Source organism: Streptomyces sp. NPDC005863 (assembly GCF_042871345.1).
Lineage (GTDB): Bacteria > Actinomycetota > Actinomycetes > Streptomycetales > Streptomycetaceae > Streptomyces.
On the sequence record NZ_JBIAII010000001.1, the window covers coordinates 352,332 to 371,613 of the forward strand.

9 protein-coding genes are annotated in these 19,282 nt (G+C 71.0%); 4 read left to right on the forward strand and 5 right to left on the reverse strand.

Annotation, left to right across the window (positions count from 1 at the left end):
* Positions 1-872 precede the first annotated feature (872 nt).
* Together ACFYO9_RS01530 and ACFYO9_RS01535 are read left to right on the forward strand one after the other, a co-directional pair.
* A complete protein-coding gene (locus ACFYO9_RS01530; protein ID WP_388665896.1) occupies positions 873-2,942 on the forward strand; it encodes a M4 family metallopeptidase in 2,070 nt (689 codons plus the stop codon).
* 365 nt (positions 2,943-3,307) lie between these two features.
* A complete protein-coding gene (locus ACFYO9_RS01535) occupies positions 3,308-4,930 on the forward strand; it encodes a M4 family metallopeptidase (RefSeq protein WP_358774114.1) in 1,623 nt (540 codons plus the stop codon).
* 60 nt (positions 4,931-4,990) lie between these two features.
* Here ACFYO9_RS01535 and ACFYO9_RS01540 read toward each other — a convergent pair whose 3' ends face one another.
* The 5 genes from ACFYO9_RS01540 to ACFYO9_RS01560 all read right to left on the reverse strand — a co-directional run bounded on the left by ACFYO9_RS01540 (position 4,991) and on the right by ACFYO9_RS01560 (position 14,815).
* A complete protein-coding gene (locus ACFYO9_RS01540) occupies positions 4,991-5,545 on the reverse strand; it encodes a hypothetical protein (RefSeq protein ID WP_358774116.1) in 555 nt (184 codons plus the stop codon).
* Positions 5,546-5,549: 4 nt separating this feature from the next.
* Positions 5,550-10,037, reverse strand: coding sequence for an RHS repeat-associated core domain-containing protein (locus ACFYO9_RS01545; RefSeq protein ID WP_358774118.1), 4,488 nt, complete (start codon positions 10,035-10,037; stop codon positions 5,550-5,552).
* Between the two features lie 135 nt (positions 10,038-10,172).
* A complete protein-coding gene (glgP, locus tag ACFYO9_RS01550; protein ID WP_355816265.1) occupies positions 10,173-12,803 on the reverse strand; it encodes an alpha-glucan family phosphorylase in 2,631 nt (876 codons plus the stop codon).
* A gap of 142 nt (positions 12,804-12,945) precedes the next feature.
* A complete protein-coding gene (locus tag ACFYO9_RS01555; protein WP_358774120.1) occupies positions 12,946-14,295 on the reverse strand; it encodes a carboxylesterase family protein in 1,350 nt (449 codons plus the stop codon).
* Positions 14,296-14,413: 118 nt separating this feature from the next.
* Positions 14,414-14,815 (reverse strand): nuclear transport factor 2 family protein, encoded by a 402-nt coding sequence (locus ACFYO9_RS01560; protein ID WP_358774152.1) that lies wholly within the window; start codon positions 14,813-14,815, stop codon positions 14,414-14,416.
* Positions 14,816-15,422: 607 nt separating this feature from the next.
* Between ACFYO9_RS01560 and ACFYO9_RS01565 the strand changes: the two genes are divergently transcribed.
* A complete protein-coding gene (locus tag ACFYO9_RS01565) occupies positions 15,423-17,459 on the forward strand; it encodes an alpha-1,4-glucan--maltose-1-phosphate maltosyltransferase (RefSeq protein ID WP_358774122.1) in 2,037 nt (678 codons plus the stop codon).
* Positions 17,456-19,156 (forward strand): maltose alpha-D-glucosyltransferase, encoded by a 1,701-nt coding sequence (gene treS, locus ACFYO9_RS01570; protein WP_388665899.1) that lies wholly within the window; start codon positions 17,456-17,458, stop codon positions 19,154-19,156. The genes ACFYO9_RS01565 and treS overlap by 4 nt, the downstream gene beginning before the upstream one ends.
* The last annotated feature ends 126 nt before the right edge of the window (positions 19,157-19,282 follow it).

The following is a 19,282-nucleotide window of genomic DNA, read 5'->3' on the forward strand; positions in this document are numbered from 1 at the left end:
TCGGGGCAAGCGGTTCTCAGGCCTGGGAGATAGGTCATCACCTCGTGACATATGCGAACGGAGCGGACAGCTCCACGACCGGCCCAGACTACGTCCCCAATCACACGGCCATCAATCGAATTCCTCTCCCCCAGGCTCCTGCGCCGGGCTGCATCCGAGACCTCTGCCGCGCGGAAGAGGCCCGCCTCAGGGGCGTCCTACCAGGGAATTCGCCGTCTGTGGGACGAACCACCCGTGCCATGCACAGCCCCGTAGCGCGCTGCGGACACGAAGCGCCGCCTGGGTACAGTCGTGCTGACGGCACGGGTACGTCGTGCAATCGGCACCGGCAGGGTGAACCTGGCGATGCGCTGGGCGGGTCCGATGCCGCGCCCCCGCCCGCACGGACGTGATCTCGCCAGCGTCGGTGTTCTTCTCGGCGCTGTCGTGAACCGGAGGTTCACGGTCCAGCGGGGTCCCGCGGCCCCGCGGTCGGCGGTGTCTTTCGGGTGGGCGCGCGCCCGCAGCGGGGTGGTCGGCTCAAGATCCGGGGGGAAAAGCCTGGTCCAGGGGGTGTGACCGGCCGTGGCGGTCCGTGGGGTGGGGGCGCGGCGCGGGCGCCGTGTCGTCCGGACGCCGATTACCGAACCCGCCCCACCGGCCAACGGACTAAATCCGGCCAACTCTTGATGCGCTCCTGACAGACGCACGGCTCTGGTGCCACTCTTCCCCTCGACCGCCGCACGGCTTTCAACAAGGCGACGGTTTCTCTTCACGCAATACCCGTTGTGCACCGCCCAGTTCTGCGTTCCGCCTTGCTCTGCCCGGACGGCGACCCAGCCGTCCGGTAGTTCTGGCCGCGCATCCCCGCGGCCGCGCAGAAGGAGTCCGTGTTGAGAAACACCTCCCACAGACCCACCTCCCACAGCCGTTCGGTCCGCACCCGTGCGACCGCCGTCGGCGCCCTCTCCGCAGTCGCCGCTCTGCTCGCGGTGGCCGTCCAGGCGGGTCCCGCCTCGGCCGACGGACCGAAGGCGGACGCCCCCAAGGCCGCCGCCCAGAAGCTCGGCAAGGTCGACCCCGGCGCGCTGGCCGCCAAGCTCACCCCCGCCCAGCGCGCGGAGCTCCTCCGCGACGCCAACGCCACCAAGGCGGACACCGCCGCGGGCCTCGGCCTCGGCGCCAAGGAGAAGCTCGTCGTCCGCGACGTCACCAAGGACCGCGACGGCACCGTCCACACCCGCTACGAGCGGACCTACGACGGCCTGCCCGTCCTCGGCGGCGACCTGGTCGTCGACACCGCGAAGTCGGGGAAGACCGAGGGCGTCGTCAAGGCCGCGAAGGCGCAGCTCAAGGGCGTCGACATGAGCGCCGACGTGAAGGCGTCGGCCGCCGAGAAGCAGGCGCTCGGCGCCGCGAAGGAGGCGGGCTCGAAGAAGGCCGACGCGGACCGGGCGCCCCGCAAGGTCGTCTGGATGGCCAGTGGCAAGCCGGTCCTCGCGTACGAGACGACCGTCGGCGGCCTGCAGCACGACGGCACGCCGAACCAGCTGCACGTCATCACGGACGCCGCCACCGGCAAGAAGCTCTTCCAGTGGCAGGGCATCGAGAACGGCACGGGCAACACGCAGTACAGCGGTCAGGTCACCGTGGGCAGCGCCCAGTCGGGGTCGAACTACACCCTCACCGACAACGGGCGCGGCGGCCACAAGACGTACAACCTGAACCACGGCACCTCCGGCACCGGCACCCTCTTCACGGGCCCGGACGACATCTGGGGCAACGGCAACCCCTCGAACGTCGAGACCGCCGGCGCCGACGCCGCCTACGGGGCCCAGCTCACCTGGGACTACTACAAGAACGTGCACGGCCGCACCGGCATCCGCGGTGACGGCGTCGGCGCGTACTCCCGGGTGCACTACGGCAACAACTACGTCAACGCGTTCTGGGACGACAGCTGCTTCTGCATGACGTACGGCGACGGCTCGGGCAACGCGGCGCCGCTGACGTCCATCGACGTGGCGGCCCACGAGATGACGCACGGCGTGACGTCGGCGACCGGCAACATGACCTACAGCGGCGAGTCCGGCGGCCTGAACGAGGGCACCTCGGACATCTTCGCGGCGGCCGTGGAGTTCAACGCCAACAACCCGCAGGACGTGGGTGACTACCTCGTCGGCGAGAAGATCGACATCAACGGCGACGGCACCCCGCTGCGCTACATGGACAAGCCGAGCAAGGACGGCGCGTCCAAGGACTCGTGGTACTCCGGCATCGGCAACGTCGACGTGCACTACTCGTCGGGTGTCGCCAACCACTTCTACTACCTGCTGAGCGAGGGCAGCGGCGCCAAGGTCATCAACGGCGTCTCCTACAACTCGCCCACCTCGGACGGTCTGCCGGTGACCGGCATCGGCCGGGACAAGGCCTCGCTGATCTGGTTCAAGGCCCTCACCACGAAGTTCACCTCCACGACCAACTACGCCGCCGCGCGCACCGGTACGCTCGCGGCCGCCGGTGAGCTGTACGGCACCACCAGCGCCGAGTACACCGCCGTGGCGAACGCCTGGGCCGGTGTGAACGTCGGCAGCCGTCCCGGCGACCCGGGCGGCGGCACGTCGTTCGAGAACACCACGGACGTCAGCATTCCGGACAACGGCCCCGCGGTCACCTCGACGGTCAACGTCACCGGCCGCACCGGCAACGCGCCGAGCAACCTGAAGGTCGGCGTGGACATCGTGCACACCTGGCGCGGTGACCTGAAGGTCGACCTGCTGGCCCCCGACGGGACGGTCTACCCGCTGAAGGGCACCAGCGCCTCGGACTCCGCGGACAACGTGAACACGACCTACACGGTCAACGCCTCGTCCGAGGCTGCCAACGGCGCCTGGAAGCTGCGGGTCCAGGACAAGGCCGCGCAGGACACCGGTTACATCAACAGCTGGAAGGTCACCTTCCCGTAAACCGGCCGGAAGGCGCCGCAAGGTTCCCTTCGCAAACGGCCCGGAGGGGTGCCCCACCCGTGCACAGCGGGCGGGGCGCCCCTCCCGCGCACCGCTGAGCACAACGAACGCCGCCGCCCCGGGTTGATCAACTCCCCGGGGCGGCGCGCTCGTTCACGCCCTTTCCCGTTCAGACCCTGTTCGCATTCCGTATGTTGACCATCGCTCAACGGACGATTTCCGGCCAACATCAGCTCAGGGGCTGACATGTACCTGGCTCGAATGACACTCTTCCCTCGCACCACACAAGAACCACACCCGCACCGCATCTTTCATGCCCGGGTAGTTCCCCAACACCACCCGGGCCCCCCACAGAAGGAGCCTGCGTGACCCCCCACATATCCCGTAAGCGTTCGACCCTGGCCATCGCGACCGCGGTCGCGGCCGGAGCGTTGCTCACCGCAGGACTCACCACCGGCGCCTCCGCCCAGCCGGCCGCGCCGTCCGGCGCGCCCGCCGCCCTCTCCACCTCGGCCAAGGCGGGCCTGCTCAAGGACGCGAACGCCGACAAGGCCGCCACCGCCGAGAAGATCGGCCTGGGCGCCAAGGAGAAGCTCGTCGTCCGCGACGTCGTCAAGGACCGCGACGGCACCGTCCACACCCGCTACGAGCGCACCTACGACGGCCTGCCCGTCCTCGGCGGCGACCTCGTCGTGCACACCGCCAAGAGCGGCAAGGTCAAGAGCGTCACCAAGGCCACCAAGGCCACCGTGAAGGTCGCCTCCACCGACGCCAAGGTCGCCAAGGGCACCGCGGCCAAGTCCGCCGAGTCCACAGCCGCCAAGGCGAAGACCGCCAAGGCCGACGCGCAGTCGCCGCGCAAGGTGATCTGGGCCGCCACCGGCAAGCCCGTCCTCGCGTACGAGACCGTCGTGACCGGGGTGCAGAAGGACGGCACGCCCAGCAGACTGCACGTCATCACCGACGCCGCGACCGGCAAGAAGCTGTTCCAGCACCAGGCCATCGAGAACGGCACGGGCAACAGCCAGTACAGCGGCAAGGTCGAGATCGGCTCCAAGAAGGGCGGCAGCGGCTTCGAGCTGACCGACGACAGCCGCGGCGGCCACTCCACGTTCAACCTGGAGAACAGCGAGAGCGGCGAGGGCAAGCTCTTCACCGACGACGACGACACGTGGGGCACCGGCAAGCCGGACGACCCGCAGACCGCCGCCGTCGACGCCGCCTACGGCGCCCAGGTCACCTGGGACTACTACAAGAACGTGCACGGCCGCGAGGGCATCAAGGGCGACGGCAAGGGTGCCACCTCGCGCGTCCACTACGGCGACAGCTACGTCAACGCCTTCTGGGACGACAGCTGCTTCTGCATGACGTACGGCGACGGCGAGGGCAACAAGGCGCCCCTCACCTCGATCGACGTCGCGGCCCACGAGATGTCGCACGGCGTCACCTCGGCCACCGGCAACATGGAGTACTCCGGCGAGTCCGGCGGCCTGAACGAGGCCACCTCGGACATCTTCGGCACCTCCGTCGAGTTCAACGCCAAGAGCCCCGAGGACGTCGGCGACTACCTCATCGGCGAAGAGATCGACATCAACGGCGACGGCTCCCCGCTGCGCTACATGGACAAGCCCTCCAAGGACGGCCAGTCCCTGGACAGCTGGAGCGCGGACGCGGGCAACGTCGACGTCCACTACTCCTCGGGCATCGCCAACCACTTCTTCTACCTGCTGTCCGAGGGCAGCGGCGCGAAGGAGATCAACGGCGTCAAGTACGACTCCCCGACCGCCGACGGCTCCAAGGTCGAGGGCATCGGCCGCGACAAGGCCGAGAAGATCTGGTTCAAGGCCCTGACGACGTACTTCACGTCGACGACCGACTACAAGGCGGCCCGTGAGGGCACGCTGAAGGCGGCGACGGACCTTTACGGGGCGGACTCGGCCGAGGCCAAGGCCGTGGGCGCGGCCTGGACGGGCGTCGCGGTCAAGTAACGACGCGCGCGACCGGCGGCACCCGGGGGGTCCTTCCTCCCCCGGGTGCCGCCTTTGCGTTCACTCCGCCCTGAGCTCGCGGCTGTTGGCCCGGTTCTTCGCGATGTTCCGCGTCTTCTTGGTACGGGCCGACTCGGCGACCGCGGCGAGCACCTCCGGTGACCTCGAAGACTCGGCGAGATGGCGCTGCATCCAGTCGGTGACCTCGGCGAGCTCGTCCGCGGTCGGCACGTGGCCGTCCTCGACGGTCAGGTAGAGGAGCCAGTCCTGGATGCGCCGGCGGATGAACTCGCGGTGCGACTCCTGCGTGAACCGGTCGATCTCCGGCAGCAGTCCGCCGGACCACAGCCGGAACTCGTCAGGTCCGCCCGCCTTCTGCGCCACCTTGTCCACGAGGGCCACCACCGCCGTCTTGGACCCCATTTCGTCGGGGTCCCGCAGGATCGTGGCCACGATCACGCGGTCCCGGTCGCGGTTCTGCGAGGCGGCGATCACCGAGACCACGCGGAGGTACGCGGACGTCCGGGCGTGGTCGTCCGCGACGATGCCGTCGACGTCCACGTCGACGATGCCGGCCTCCGCCAGCAGCTCGGCCAGATCGGAACGCAATGTCATCGCTTCATCCCTTGCAAGGTTTCCTGGCGCTCTCGCGCTGCTCCCGTTCGGCCCGCTCCTCCGCCTGGTTTCGCCGGCCGAGCTTCCTGACGGCCTTCCGGATCTCCGGCTTGTAATGCTCCACCGCCTGCTGCTGCTTGCGCGACAGCTCCGGCTGCCCGTCGATGGGTTTGCCGTTCGGACCGATCCTGACCTCGCGCCCGCCGCCACCGGTGACGTGCCCGTGCGCCGGCTTGTCGACGTCGTACTCGTGCACCACGATGTGCACGCCGTTCTTGCTGACGTCGAGGAGGGACAGACCGAGGGGGTCGGCCCACATGAACGGGTTGGGGACGTAACTGTGCGGCGCGAAGCCGCCGTTGAGGCCGATCGGGTCCGAGGTGAGGTAGCGGGCGGTCTCCGGGTCGTAGTGCCGGAAGTGGTTGTAGTGCAGCCCCGTCTCGGGGTCGTGGTACTGGCCGGGGAAGCGCAGCGGAGTGTAGGCGGTGGCGCTCCGGTTCCAGACCGTGGTGCCCCAGAGGGTGGTCCTGGTGCGCCAGGCGATGTCGCCGTGTTCGTCGAGGAGTTCGGTCGGGGTGCCGACGAGGTCGGTGACGACGGCGTAGAAGCGGGCGTCCACCTCCTCGTCGGTGAGGTGCTTGCGCTCCGTCTGGGCCAAGGGGCGCAGACCGTCGTGGTCCCAGGTGAGGGTCGTCGATTCCGGGGCGCCGGGGGTGTGGCTCGTCTGTTCGCAGAGCGTCGTGCCGTCCCAGGTGAAGTCGACCTGCTCCGCCACCCCCGCCTCCGTCACGCGCTGCTTGGACGTCCGGCGGCCCAGGGGGTCGTACAGGTAGCGCCACCGGGTGCCGTCGGGGGTCACCACGGACGTGAGGCGGTCCTCCGCGTCCCAGGCGTAGTGCCAGGTGTCGGGTCCGCGGGACAGGCGGGTCTTGCAGCGCAGGGTGACGCGGCCCGACGTGTCGTGTTCGTAGCGGACGCCGCCGGCCGCGGTGATGCGGGTGCCTGTGTACGCGCGGGCGCCCGTCGCCTCGTGGCCCGGCATGGAGGCCGGCCAGGAGGCGTGGGTCTGGTTGCCGGCCTCGTCGTAGGCGTAGGTCTCCGTCCAGCCCGCCGCGTGGACGGCCGTGACGCGGCCCGCCGCGTCCAGGTCGAAGCGCCTCGCGCCGCCGAGCCGGTCCTCCATGCCGGTCAGATGGTTGTCCGCGCGGTAGGTGTACGCACGGTGCTGCACGTGCGTGCCGTCCCGGCCCCTCAGGTCCTGTCGCGCCAGGCGGCCCACGGTGTCGTACACGTTCGAAAGCCGCAGGGCCGCGCCGACCGTGCGGGTGAGCTCCCGGCCCGCTCCGTCGTACGTGAACGCCATCCGCACCCCGGACGTGGTCAGCCCGGTGCGGTTGCCCGCCGCGTCGTACGTCCCGGTGCTCGTCGCGCCGGACGGTGTGGTGCGGCCGGTGCGCCGGCCCAGGGCGTCGTAGGTGTAGCTCAGCGTGCGGCCGTCGACCGTCTCGGAGAGGAGCCGGCCCGACGCGTCCCGCTCCAGGGTCAGCGTGACGTCCGGGCCCACCGCGCGGACGAGGCGGCCCGTCGCGTCGTAGGCGAAGTGCGTGGTCGCGGCGCCCGCCACGTTCTTCGTGACGGTCCGGCCCAGCGCGTCCCGCTCGAAGGTGATCTCGTCCCCCGCGGGCGTCGTCCGGCTCACCAACCGGCCCGCCGCGTCCAGGGTGTACGTGAGCGCGCGGCCGTCGAAGTCCGTCTCCGCCACCATCCGGCCCGCCAGGTCGTACTCGTAACTCCAGGTCAGACCCTGCGGGTTGGTGACCTTGCGGAGCTGGAACTGGGTGTCGTGGTCGAACTCGTGGCGGACGCCGTCGGGGTCCGTGCGGGCCGCGATCAGGCCGAAGTGCGTGTACTCGTACGTCGAGGTGGCGCCGGTGGCGTCCGTGTGCGAGACGCAGTTGCCCTCGCCGTCGTACGTCCAGGACTGCGACGAGCCGTCCGCCTCGGTGCGCCGCGACGGGTTGCCCTCCACCGTCCACTCCAGGCGTGTGATCGCGCCCGTCGGGTCGGTGACCGTGACCACGCGACCGAAGGCGTCGCGGTCGTAGCGGGTCACCGCGCCCGTCGGGTCGGTGACGCGCACCGGCAGGCCCGCCGCGTCGCAGCGCTGTTCGGTGGTGTGGCCGAGCGGGTCCGTGACGGTGGAGACGGCTCCGGTGGTGTGGTGGGTGAAGCGGTGCGTCATGCCGTCGGGGTCGGTCGTGCCGGTGCAGTTGCCGCGCTCGTCCCAGGTCTGGCGCAGCACGGCGCCGTCCGCTCCGACGATCTCGACGGGCAGGTGGAGGTCGTTGTACACGGCGCTGGTGCGGGTGCCGTCCGGGAGGCGTATCGCCGTCAGGTCGCCCCGCTCGTCCCAGGTGTTCTCGGTGCGGTGCCCCAGCTCGTCGGTGCGGGCCAGCAGGTTGTTCCAGTCGTCCCACTCGGAGTGGACGGTGCCGCCCAGCGGGTCCGTCTCGGAGGTGAGCTGGCTGAGGTCGTTGTAGCGGTAGACGGTGGTCCGGCCGAGGGCGTCGGTGTAGCGGGTCTCCCGCTCACCGGGGCGGTAGTCGATGGTGCAGGCCAGGTGGCCCCCGGTGCTCTCGCCGCGGACGCAGCGGTCCTCGTCGTCGTACGTGAAGCGGTACCAGGTGTGGTTGCTGTCGGTCCAGGACGTGATGCGGGCGTCGTCGTCGTACTCCAGGCGCAGCCGCGGCCCTGCCGAGTCGTGGATCTCGGCCAGATTGCCGACCTCGTCGTAGCCGTACGCGGCGACCGGCGTGCCGACGGAGGTGTCCCCCGTACCGGTGGTACTCGTGCCGGCGGTGAGCAGACGCAGCGCGATGACGCGGTGATCGTCGGTGTCGACCTTCAGGTGGTAGCCGCCGGTGTGGCGTATCGCCGTGGGCGCGCCGGTGGCGTCGTGGTCGATGTCGACGCGGTTGCCGTTGCGGTCGGTGATGGCCCGCAGCGGCAGGTGCCGTTCGGCGCCCCGTTCCGTGCCCCGTTCCGTGTCACCCGTCTCCACCGCGTCGGGCGGGATGGGCGGGAAGTGGCGGACGTACCCCGTGTGCGGGTCGCTGACCGTGACCGTGCCCGCGGCGTCGACGTGCAGCGGCCAGCGGGGGCCGTGCGCGGGCAGCACCGGGTCACCGCCGGGCTCGGGATGGGGGTAGGACAGCAGCTGGCCGTCCTCGGTGAGGTAGACCAGCCCCTTGTCGTCGATCTCGATCCGCTCGTCGAGCGTCGAGGCCCATGAGTGGCCGTACCAGTGGCCCCAGCGGTACGTGGACAGGTGCGTGCGCCGCAGGGCGAGCGGGAGCAGGCCCGGCAGTTCGACGTCGGTCCGCTCCATGAGCATCTCGCCGGAGACCATGTCGATGGGGTCGCCGTTCTTGCAGCGGCCCTTGCTCGACTTCGCCTTGCTCGCCAGCTTCTTCATGCCGCCCGCGAGTGCCTTGCGGACGCCCCCGGAGCGCATCCCGCGGGCGGCGGCCTTCAGGCCCTTGGCCGCCTTGGCGACGGTGGTGAACCCCTTGCCGCCGGGGATGCAGTCCATGGCCGCGAACGCCACGTCCATCAACGTGGCCTGGCCTTTCGCGTATTTGCTCAAGGTGTCGGCCAGGACGATCGCGCCCGCGACGATGACGATGGCCGCCAGGATCGGCCCGCCCACGATCATCGCGATGACGCCCACGACCGCGACGACGACCTTGCAGACGGCGACGATGGTGTCCCAGTTGTCGGTGACCCAGTCGCCGACCTCCTCCCACCAGTGCCGGTTCCGGATGCCCGCGTCGGAGGCCTCGCCGATCTTCTTCTTCGCGGTCCCTGCCGCCTCCTCACGCATCTTGCGCGCGTCCTCGGCCATCTTCTTCGCCGCGTCCAGCGCGCTCTTGGCGGAGTCCACATCACCCTGGGCGGACTTCTGCGCCTTCTCCGCGGAGTTGGCGTTGCGGGTGGCGGCCTTGACCTTGTCCGGGTCGGGCTTGGGCACGTCCTTGCCGCCGCCGGAACCCTTGTCGTCCTTGTACTTGTCGGCTTCCTTGCCGGCCCGCTCCATCCACGAATCGGCCGACGAGAGGCGGGACTTGGCGGACGACAGGTCAGCTTGCGCCTCGCGGCCCTTGGCCAGCGCCTTGTCCGCGAGGGACTGGGCGCGCTCCAGCTCCGGCCAGTACGCGGCCAGCGCGTCGCCCGCCATCTCGTAGCTCTTCTTGAGCTTCTTCAGCTTGTCCGGTGCGTCCTCGAACTTCTCCGTGAACGCGTCCGCCGTCTTGCCCGCCCACTTGAGGATCGCGTCCTCGCCCGCCATCCCCTTGATGTCACGGAGTACCCGGCCGACATCCTCGGAGAAGTCATGGAGATTTTTGGCCAACGACCGCACCCGGTGCGGATCCCCCGGCGTCGGATCCTTCTCCAGGTCAAGGACATGCCAATCGGCAGGGCGGTACGACACTGCTCATTCCCCCGTAAAAGTCGCGCACCCCGGCCTTCCCCACCCCTGGTGGGGTGAGGGGCTCGTAGGGCGATACGACGATACCCAGCCACCCCGCAAAGCTGAAGCTCGTTCCCCTGCCCGGGCCGGGCCCCCTCACCGCATCAGGACCCCCGCCTCCTCCCCCGTCGCCTCGGACGGCAGGGCCACGAGACCCAGCTCCGCGGCCCCGCCGCCCAGCAGCCGGTGGGCCGGCAGGATCCGGACCGTGTAGCCGAAGGGCCCCGTACGGTCCAGGGCCAGCGGCCCCTCGTACACCCGCCGCCCCTCCCCGTCGGGCCCGCTCACCGGCTTCAGCGGCACCGGCGAGGCGTCGGCGAGGTGGTCGTCCGGGTCGACGCGGCCCGCGACGACCTGCACCTCCACGTCGTCCGGGGTCAGCTCGCCCAGGTGCACCCGCACCCGCAGGGAGAGCGTGGCGCCCAGTTCGGCCGTCGCGCCGCTCGCCGACGCCTCGACGTGGTCCACGGCGACCCGCGGCCAGGCCGCCCGGACCCGGGCCTTCCAGCCGGCCAGTTCGCCGGCGGCCGGGGCGTCCAGGGCGCGCTGCGCCCGCGCCGCGGGAACGTACAGCTTCTCCACGTACTCGCGCACCATGCGCCCCGCGAGCACCTTCGGGCCGAGCCGCGTCAGGGTCCTGCGGACCATCTCGATCCAGCGGTCGGGCAGGCCGCCGGGGCCCTGCTCGTAGAAGCGGGGCGCGATGCGCTGCTCCAGGAGGTCGTAGAGCGCGGCGGCCTCCAGGTCGTCGCGGCGGTCCTCGTCGATGGCCGCGCCGTCCGCCGTCGGGATGGCCCAGCCGAAGTCCGGCTCGAACCACTCGTCCCACCAGCCGTCGAGGACCGACAGGTTGAGGCAGCCGTTCAGGGCGGCCTTCATCCCGCTCGTGCCGCACGCCTCCAGAGGCCGGAGGGGGTTGTTCAGCCACACGTCGCAGCCCGGGTAGAGCTTCTGCGCCATCGCCATGCCGTAGTCCGGCAGGAACACGATGTGCCGCCGCACCCGCGGGTCGTCGGTGAACCGGACCAGCTCCTGGATGAGCCGTTTGCCGCCGTCGTCCGCCGGGTGCGCCTTGCCCGCGACGACGATCTGCACCGGCCGCTCGGGATGGCGGAGCAGCTCCATCAGCCGGTCCCGGTCGCGCAGCATCAGCGTGAGCCGCTTGTACGAGGGGACGCGGCGTGCGAAGCCGATGGTGAGGACGTCCGGGTCGAGGACGCCGTCGATCCAGCCGAGCTCGGCGGTGGCCGCGCCGCGCTGCCGCCAGGAGTCGTGAAGGCGCCGCCTGACCTCGTGGACCAGCTGCTCGCGCAGGGTGCGGCGCAGCTCCCAGATGTCGGCGTCCCGGATGTCGGCGACCGCGTCCCAGCGGTCGGAGCCGCCGACGGACAGCGCGTCCTCGGTGCGCCGCTCGCCGATCTGGCGGGCGCCGAGCCGGAAGACCTCGGGGGCCACCCAGGTGGGGGCGTGCACGCCGTTGGTGACGGAGTCGATCGGCACCTCGTCGGCGTCGAAGCCGGGCCACAGGCCCGCGAACATCTCCCGGCTGACCGCGCCGTGCAGGGTGCTCACGCCGTTGGCGCGGCTGCCGAGGCGCAGCCCCATCACGGCCATGTTGAAGAGGTTGGGCTCGCCGCCCGGGTAGGTCTCCATGCCGAGCCGCAGGACGTCCGCCGCGTCGACGCGGGGCAGCTCGGCGGCGGGGCCGAAGTGGCGCGCGACCAGTTCGCGGTCGAAGCGGTCGATGCCGGCGGGGACCGGGGTGTGGGTGGTGAAGACGGTCCCGGCGCGCACGGATTCGAGGGCCGCGTCGAACTCGACGTCGCGCAGGGCCAGTTCGTGGATGCGCTCCAGGCCGAGGAAGCCGGCGTGGCCCTCGTTGGTGTGGAAGACCTCGGGGTCCGGGTGGCCGGTCAGGCGGCAGTACGCGCGGACGGCGCGCACGCCGCCGATGCCGAGGAGCATCTCCTGGAGCAGCCGGTGCTCGCTGCCGCCGCCGTAGAGCCGGTCGGTCACGTCGCGCTCGCCGGGGTCGTTCTCCTCCACGTCGGAGTCGAGCAGGAGCAGCGGTACGCGCCCGACCTGCGCCTGCCACACGTGGGCGCGCAGCGAGCGGCCGCTGGGCAGCGCGAGCGCCACGGTCGCGGGGGTCCCGTCGACCTCGCGGAGCAGGGCGAGGGGGAGCTCGTTCGGGTCGAGGACGGGGTAGTGCTCCTGCTGCCAGGCGTCGCGGGAGAGCGACTGGCGGAAGTAGCCGTGCCGGTAGAGCAGTCCGACGCCGATGAGGGGGGCGCCGAGGTCGCTCGCCGCCTTCAGGTGGTCGCCGGCGAGGATGCCGAGGCCGCCGGAGTACTGCGGCAGGGCGGCGGTGATGCCGAACTCGGGCGAGAAGTAGGCGACGGCCCGCGGCAGGCCGCCGTCGCCCCGGGCCTGCTCCTGGTACCAGCGGTCCCCGGTGACGTATTCGCGCAGGTCGTCGGCGGCCTCCCCGAGCCGTCGCAGGAACTCGGCGTCCCCGGCGAGCTCGGCGAGCCGCGCGGCCGGCACACCGCCGAGCAGGCGCACGGGGTCGCAGCCGGACGCCTCCCACAGCCGTGGGTCGACGGCGCGGAAGAGGTCACGGGTGCGCGGGTGCCAGGACCAGCGCAGGTTGCGGGCCAGCTCGGCCAGCGGGGCGAGAGGCTCGGGCAGGACGGGTCGTACGGTGAATCGACGGATTGCCTTCACGGTCTCCACCTTCGTACGGCGTGTACGTGCGCGTGAGCGTGGTGTGCGTGCGCGTGAGCGTGTCGACGGCTCGCAGTGCCGACGGCTCGCAACGACGGTAGCCGTGGGGCGCCCTCCGTCACCACGGCGCACGGGGAGCACATCAGTCGGAGAGGTCCGCCCGCAGCTCCCGCAACGGGTCGTCGGCCACCACCGGTTCGGCGTCCCAGATCCGCACCGCGCGCCGCTTTGGCGTGTAGCGCGGCCAGTCCTCGCCGGGGTCGAGGTCGCGTACGAAGGCCGTGTACGCCCCGTGCATCGCGTCGGCCAGCGCCTGCGGCGGTGCGTGGCCTGCGGCGGCGGTGACGCCGTCGGCGTCGAGCAGGTCGAAGGCGAACGGCAGATCGAGGCAGTGGAAGGCGAGGCCCTCGGTGTCGCCGGGGACCGGTGAGGGCCAGCGGAACTCGTACAGCCAAACGGGGCAATCGCGGGCGGCTAGCGCCTCGGCGAGCGCGAGGTTCGGGCGGCGGAAGACGCGGTCGGTCAGCTCGGGGCCGCCGGCCGGGTGGAACTCGTGCCGGGTGAAGCCGAGGAGCAGCGGCACGTCGTCGGCGGTCCCGCCCAGGGTGAGCTCGGTGAAGGCCGGGCGCGGGAGCAGGTCGCCGTCGGCGAAGGGGGCCAGGAGCAGGCCCGGCAGGTCGGCGCGGTCGGGTCCCGGTGCGGTGACCGCGTCCTGGAGGGCGAGCAGCTCCTGGTCCGGCCGGTCGCGCAGGGCCGCCGCGGTGGCGGGCACACCGGTGCGGCGGGTGAAGAGCTCGGCCACGGCGTGCCCGGCCCGCCGGTCCTGCGGTTCCATCATCGCGCCGGACAGCGCGAGCGCGCCGCGGAACAGGCCGCGGGCGGCGGGCACGGCGAGCAGGGTCTGGACGGCGCCGCCGCCCGCCGACTGCCCGGCGACGGTCACCTTGGCGGGGTCGCCGCCGAAGGCCGCGATGTTGTCCCGCACCCATTCCAGGGCGGCGATCCAGTCGCGCACGCCCCGGTTGTCGGGGGCGTCGGCCAGGTGCAGGAACCCCTCGATGCCGAGGCGGTAGCCGATCGAGACGAGGACGACCCCGTCGCGGCAGAAGGCTGCCCCGTCGTACCAGGGGCTGGCCGCGGACCCGGCGACGTACCCGCCGCCGTGGATCCAGACGAGCACGGGGAGCGCGGCCGAGGCGTCCGCGGCGGGGGTGAAGACGTTGAGGTTGAGGGTGCCGTCGCCGGGGATCGAGGGCTCCGGGATGGTGGCGTCCTCGCCGAAGCCCTGACGCTGGGCGGTCGGGCCGTACGCGGTGGCGTCCAGCGGCTCGGCCCAGGGCGTGGGCGGCCGTGGCTCCGCGAAACGGAGGGCGCCGACGGGCGGGGCGGCGTACGGGATGCCGAGGAAGCGCGTCCCGTAGGGCTGGTGCTCCCCGCGCACGGGCCCGTGGGTGGTGGCGACGACGGCGGCCGGATGCGGACGGTGTGTCATGGGATCACCCGACACCACATTCGGTTCCGTCCGCAACAAGAGATCACCGGCAGAGCGCCGGAACTCCCTTACGGCAGCGATCCGTTCACCGGCTCCCACCCCTGCGCGACGCCCCGGCTCACCGGCCCCGCCCCGCTCCGCAGGCCGCCGCGATCGCTGCCGTGTCCCAGTAGAAGGGCCGGACCTCGGCGATGCGGCCGCCTCGGACGGTGAGCGTCTGGAGGATCGGGAAGTCGAGCGTGCGGCCGGTCGCGCGGGCACGGGCCCGGATGTCGCTGTGCACCACCGCGGTCTCCCCCGTGGCGAGGAACTCCTGCCGGGTGATGTCGAAGACCTCCCACGCCTCGCTCATCGCGAGGAAGAACCGCGCCATGCCGTCGTGGCCGCGCCAGGTGCCGCCGTACGGCAGGGCGGCGGCCTGGTGGAGGACGACCTGGGGCGAGAAGTAGGGCGCGAGCAGGGCGAACGAGGCACGGCCGGGGCCGCCCGCCGCCAGGTACTCCGCCTCGGCCGCGTACATGCCGGTCAGCACCCGAAGGCTCTCGCTCGGGGGCGCGGCGTCCGTCTGGGGCGTCGCGCCCTCGTCCTGTGGCCTCATGCCCTCGTCCCGTGGCGTCATGCCGGCAACGTGTGGCGTCATGCCCTCATCCGACCGCGGCGGGTGGCCCGGCACCGGCGGGTATCGGACCTCGATGTCGGCCGTGGTGCGGGCCGCCCGGCGACGGGGGCTTTTTCACGCCCCGGTGACCCGGGACTTCCGGCCAGTCTTTTCGCGTACCAATCGCCGTCCCGCGGCCGGGACGAGACTTCTTCCGGGCTCCTTCCGGGCTCCTTCCGGGCTTCTTCCCGGCTTCATCCGGCGCCCGTTCACCCGCCTTTCACCCCCGAGGCATATGCGGACAGGTCAACACGGCTTACGGCATATGCGAATTGGGCCGGTCGCGCCATTCATGACGGGGCCGGTCTTGCATGGGTCCTTACGCACTAGTAGTTAACAAAGCGCCGGATTGCGCACCCGAAGGGAGTGGGAAGGCTCCTGCGGTACACCCGTCGGCGCACCGGCCGGCACGCACCGCGGAACCCCTCCCCACCCACGTATCCGTGCACGCGGACAGGAGCGGTCAGACATGCCTCTTGGCTCAACCCCGCCAGGCTCACCCGCACAGCCCACCATCCCCGTCCTGGATGTCGGCCCGGCCGTCCACGGCGGACGAAAACCGGCGAAGGCGGTGCCGGGAGAGACCTTTCAGGTCACCGCCACCGTCTTCCGCGAGGGGCACGAGGCGGTCGCCGCCAACGTCGTGCTGCGCGACCCCGAGGGCAGGCCGGGCCCCTGGACCCCGATGCGGGAGCTCGCGCCCGGCACCGACCGGTGGGGCGCCGAGGTCACCCCGGACGCGGAGGGCCGCTGGACGTACGCCGTGGAGGCGTGGGGCGATCCGCTCACCACCTGGCGCCACCACGCGCGGATCAAGATACCCGCGGGCCTCGACACCGACCTGGTCCTGGAGGAGGGCGCCCGCCTGCACGAACGCGCCGCCGCGGGCGTCCCCCGCACCGAACGGGCCGTGGTCGCCGGCGCCGCCCGCGCCCTGCGCGACACCGGCCGCTCCCCCGCGGCCCGGCTCGCCGCCGCCCTCACCCCCGAGGTGGCGGAGGTCCTCGACCGGCACCCGCTGCGTGAACTGGTCACCGCCGGCGAGGAGTTGCCGCTGATCGTGGAGCGGCGCAGGGCGCTGTACGGATCGTGGTACGAGTTCTTCCCGCGCTCCGAGGGCGCCGTCGTCCGGCCCGGCGCCCCGCCCGTCTCCGGCACCTTCCGCACCGCCGCCGCCCGGCTGCCCGCCATCGCGGCCATGGGCTTCGACGTGGTGTACCTGCCGCCGATCCACCCCATCGGCACCACCTTCCGCAAGGGCCCCGACAACTCCCTGTCCGTGGGGCGGCACGACGTCGGTGTGCCGTGGGCGATCGGTTCGCCGGAAGGCGGTCATGACGCGGTCCACCCGGACCTGGGGACGCTGGAGGACTTCGACGCGTTCGTGCGCGAGGCCGGGCGGCTCGGGCTCGAAGTGGCCCTGGACTTCGCGCTGCAGTGCTCGCCGGACCACCCCTGGGTGGAGAAGCACCCCGAGTGGTTCCGGCGCCGCGCGGACGGCTCCATCGCGTACGCGGAGAATCCGCCGAAGAAGTACCAGGACATCTACCCGATCGCCTTCGACCAGGACATGCCGGGACTCGTCGCGGAGACCGTGCGGCTGCTGCGCTTCTGGATGGGCCACGGCGTACGGATCTTCCGCGTCGACAACCCGCACACCAAGCCGGTCGTCTTCTGGGAGCAGGTCCTGGCCGACGTCAACGCCACCGACCCCGACGTCGTCTTCCTCGCCGAGGCGTTCACCCGCCCCGCGATGATGCGCACCCTCGCCGCCGTCGGCTTCCAGCAGTCGTACACGTACTTCACCTGGCGCAACAGCAAGGACGAACTCACCGACTACCTCACCGAGTTGTCGCGCGAGACCGCCCACGTCCTGCGCCCCAACTTCTTCGTGAACACCCCCGACATCCTGCACGCCTACCTCCAGGAAGGCGGCAGGCCCGCCTTCGAGGTACGCGCCGTGCTCGCCGCCACTCTCTCGCCCGCCTGGGGCGTCTACAGCGGATACGAGCTGTGCGAGAACGCCCCCGCGCGGCCCGGGAGCGAGGAGTACCTGCACTCCGAGAAGTACGAACTGCGCCCGCGCGACTGGGAGTCCGCCGCCCGGACCGGCACCACCATCGCCCCGCTCATCACCGCGCTCAACGCGGTACGGCGCGCCAACCCCGCCCTGCAACAACTGCGCGACCTGCACTTCCATCAGGCCGACAACGACGCGGTGATCGCCTACTCCAAGTCGGCGGCCACGGCGCAGGGTTCGAACACGGTTCTGGTGGTCGCCAACCTCGACCCGCACCACACCCAGGAGGCCACGGTCTCGTTGAACATGCCACAACTCGGCCTCGACTGGGACGAGACCGTGCCGGTGCGCGACGAGCTCACCGGCGACACCTACCACTGGGGCAGGACCAACTACGTGCGCCTCGAACCGGGCCAGGCCCCCGCGCACGTCTTCACGGTCCTGCGAGCGTCCTCACCGTCGATCGGAGGGTCACCCACACCATGATCTTCAATGAGCCCGTCCAGGACACGTTCGAGGACACGCCCACCAAGGACCGCGACCCCGACTGGTTCAAGCGTGCCGTCTTCTACGAGGTGCTGGTCCGTTCCTTCCAGGACAGCAACGGTGACGGCATCGGCGACCTGAAGGGCATCACCGCCAAGCTGGACTATCTGCAGTGGCTGGGGGTGGACTGCCTGTGGCTGCCCCCCTTCTTCAAGTCACCCCTGCGCGACGGCGGTTACGACGTCTCCGACTACACCGCCGTCCTGCCCGAGTTCGGCGATCTCGCCGACTTCGTGGAGTTCGTCGACTCCGCCCACCAGCGCGGCATGCGCGTCATCATCGACTTCGTCATGAACCACACCAGCGACCAGCACCCGTGGTTCCAGGCCTCCCGCGCCGACCCCACCGGCCCCTACGGCGACTACTACGTGTGGGCGGACGACGACAAGGCCTACCAGGACGCCCGCATCATCTTCGTCGACACCGAAGCCTCCAACTGGACCTTCGACCCGGTACGCAAGCAGTACTACTGGCACCGCTTCTTCTCCCACCAGCCCGACCTCAACTTCGAGAACCCCGCCGTCCAGGAAGAGATCATCTCCGCCCTGCGCTTCTGGCTCGACCTGGGCATCGACGGCTTCCGCCTGGACGCGGTCCCCTACCTCTACGCCGAGGAGGGCACCAACTGCGAAAACCTCCCGCGCACCCACCACCTCCTCAAACGCGTCCGCGCCGAGATCGACGCCCACTACCCCGACACCGTCCTGCTCGCCGAGGCCAACCAATGGCCCGAAGACGTCGTGGACTACTTCGGCGACTTCCAGGGCGGCGGCGACGAATGCCACATGGCCTTCCACTTCCCCGTCATGCCCCGCATCTTCATGGCCGTACGCCGCGAATCGCGCTACCCCGTCTCCGAGATCCTCGCCAAGACCCCCGCCATCCCCTCCGGCTGCCAATGGGGCATCTTCCTGCGCAACCACGACGAGCTCACCCTCGAAATGGTCACCGACGAAGAACGCGACTACATGTACGCGGAATACGCCAAAGACCCCCGCATGCGCGCCAACATCGGCATCCGCCGCCGCCTGGCCCCCCTCCTGGACAACGACCGCAACCAGATCGAACTCTTCACCGCCCTGCTCCTGTCCCTGCCCGGATCCCCGATCCTCTACTACGGCGACGAGATCGGCATGGGCGACAACATCTGGCTCGGCGACCGCGACGCGGTGCGCACCCCCATGCAGTGGACCCCCGACCGCAACGCCGGCTTCTCCTCCTGCGACCCCGGCCGCCTCTCCCTGCCCGCCATCATGGACCCCGTCTACGGCTACCAGGTCACCAACGTCGAAGCCGCCATGAGCAGCCCCTCCAGCCTGCTCCACTGGACCCGGCGCATGATCGAGATCCGCAAACAGAACCCCGCCTTCGGCCTCGGCTCCTACACCGAACTCCCCTCCACCAACCCCGCCGTCATCGCCTTCCTGCGCGAATACAAAGACGACCTCGTCCTGTGCGTCCACAACTTCTCCCGCTTCGCCCAACCCACCGAACTCGACCTCCAGACCTTCGAGGGACGCCACCCCGTGGAGCTGATCGGCGGGGTGCGCTTTCCGGCCATCGGTGAGCTGCCGTACCTCCTGACGCTGGCGGGACACGGGTTCTACTGGTTCCGGCTGCGCAAGGAACCGGCGTAGGCTCCGGCAGCGCGACCCCCGCGGGGCGGTTTCCACCCGCCCCGCCCTGGGCACTCCTACGCACCACCGGCACACCCCTCCACGCACCACGGCACTCCCGCACTCCTGCCTTGTCCGCGACGCGGA

Bases quoted from the DNA above. Each gene is read 5' to 3' on its own strand.
- treS (WP_388665899.1), top strand. From the start codon at position 17,456: ATGATCTTCAATGAGCCCGTCCAGGACACGTTCGAGGACACGCCCACC.
- ACFYO9_RS01565 (WP_358774122.1), top strand. From the start codon at position 15,423: ATGCCTCTTGGCTCAACCCCGCCAGGCTCACCCGCACAGCCCACCATC.
- ACFYO9_RS01540 (WP_358774116.1), bottom strand. From the start codon at position 5,545: ATGACATTGCGTTCCGATCTGGCCGAGCTGCTGGCGGAGGCCGGCATC.
- ACFYO9_RS01555 (WP_358774120.1), bottom strand. From the start codon at position 14,295: ATGACACACCGTCCGCATCCGGCCGCCGTCGTCGCCACCACCCACGGG.
- ACFYO9_RS01560 (WP_358774152.1), bottom strand. From the start codon at position 14,815: ATGTACGCGGCCGAGGCGGAGTACCTGGCGGCGGGCGGCCCCGGCCGT.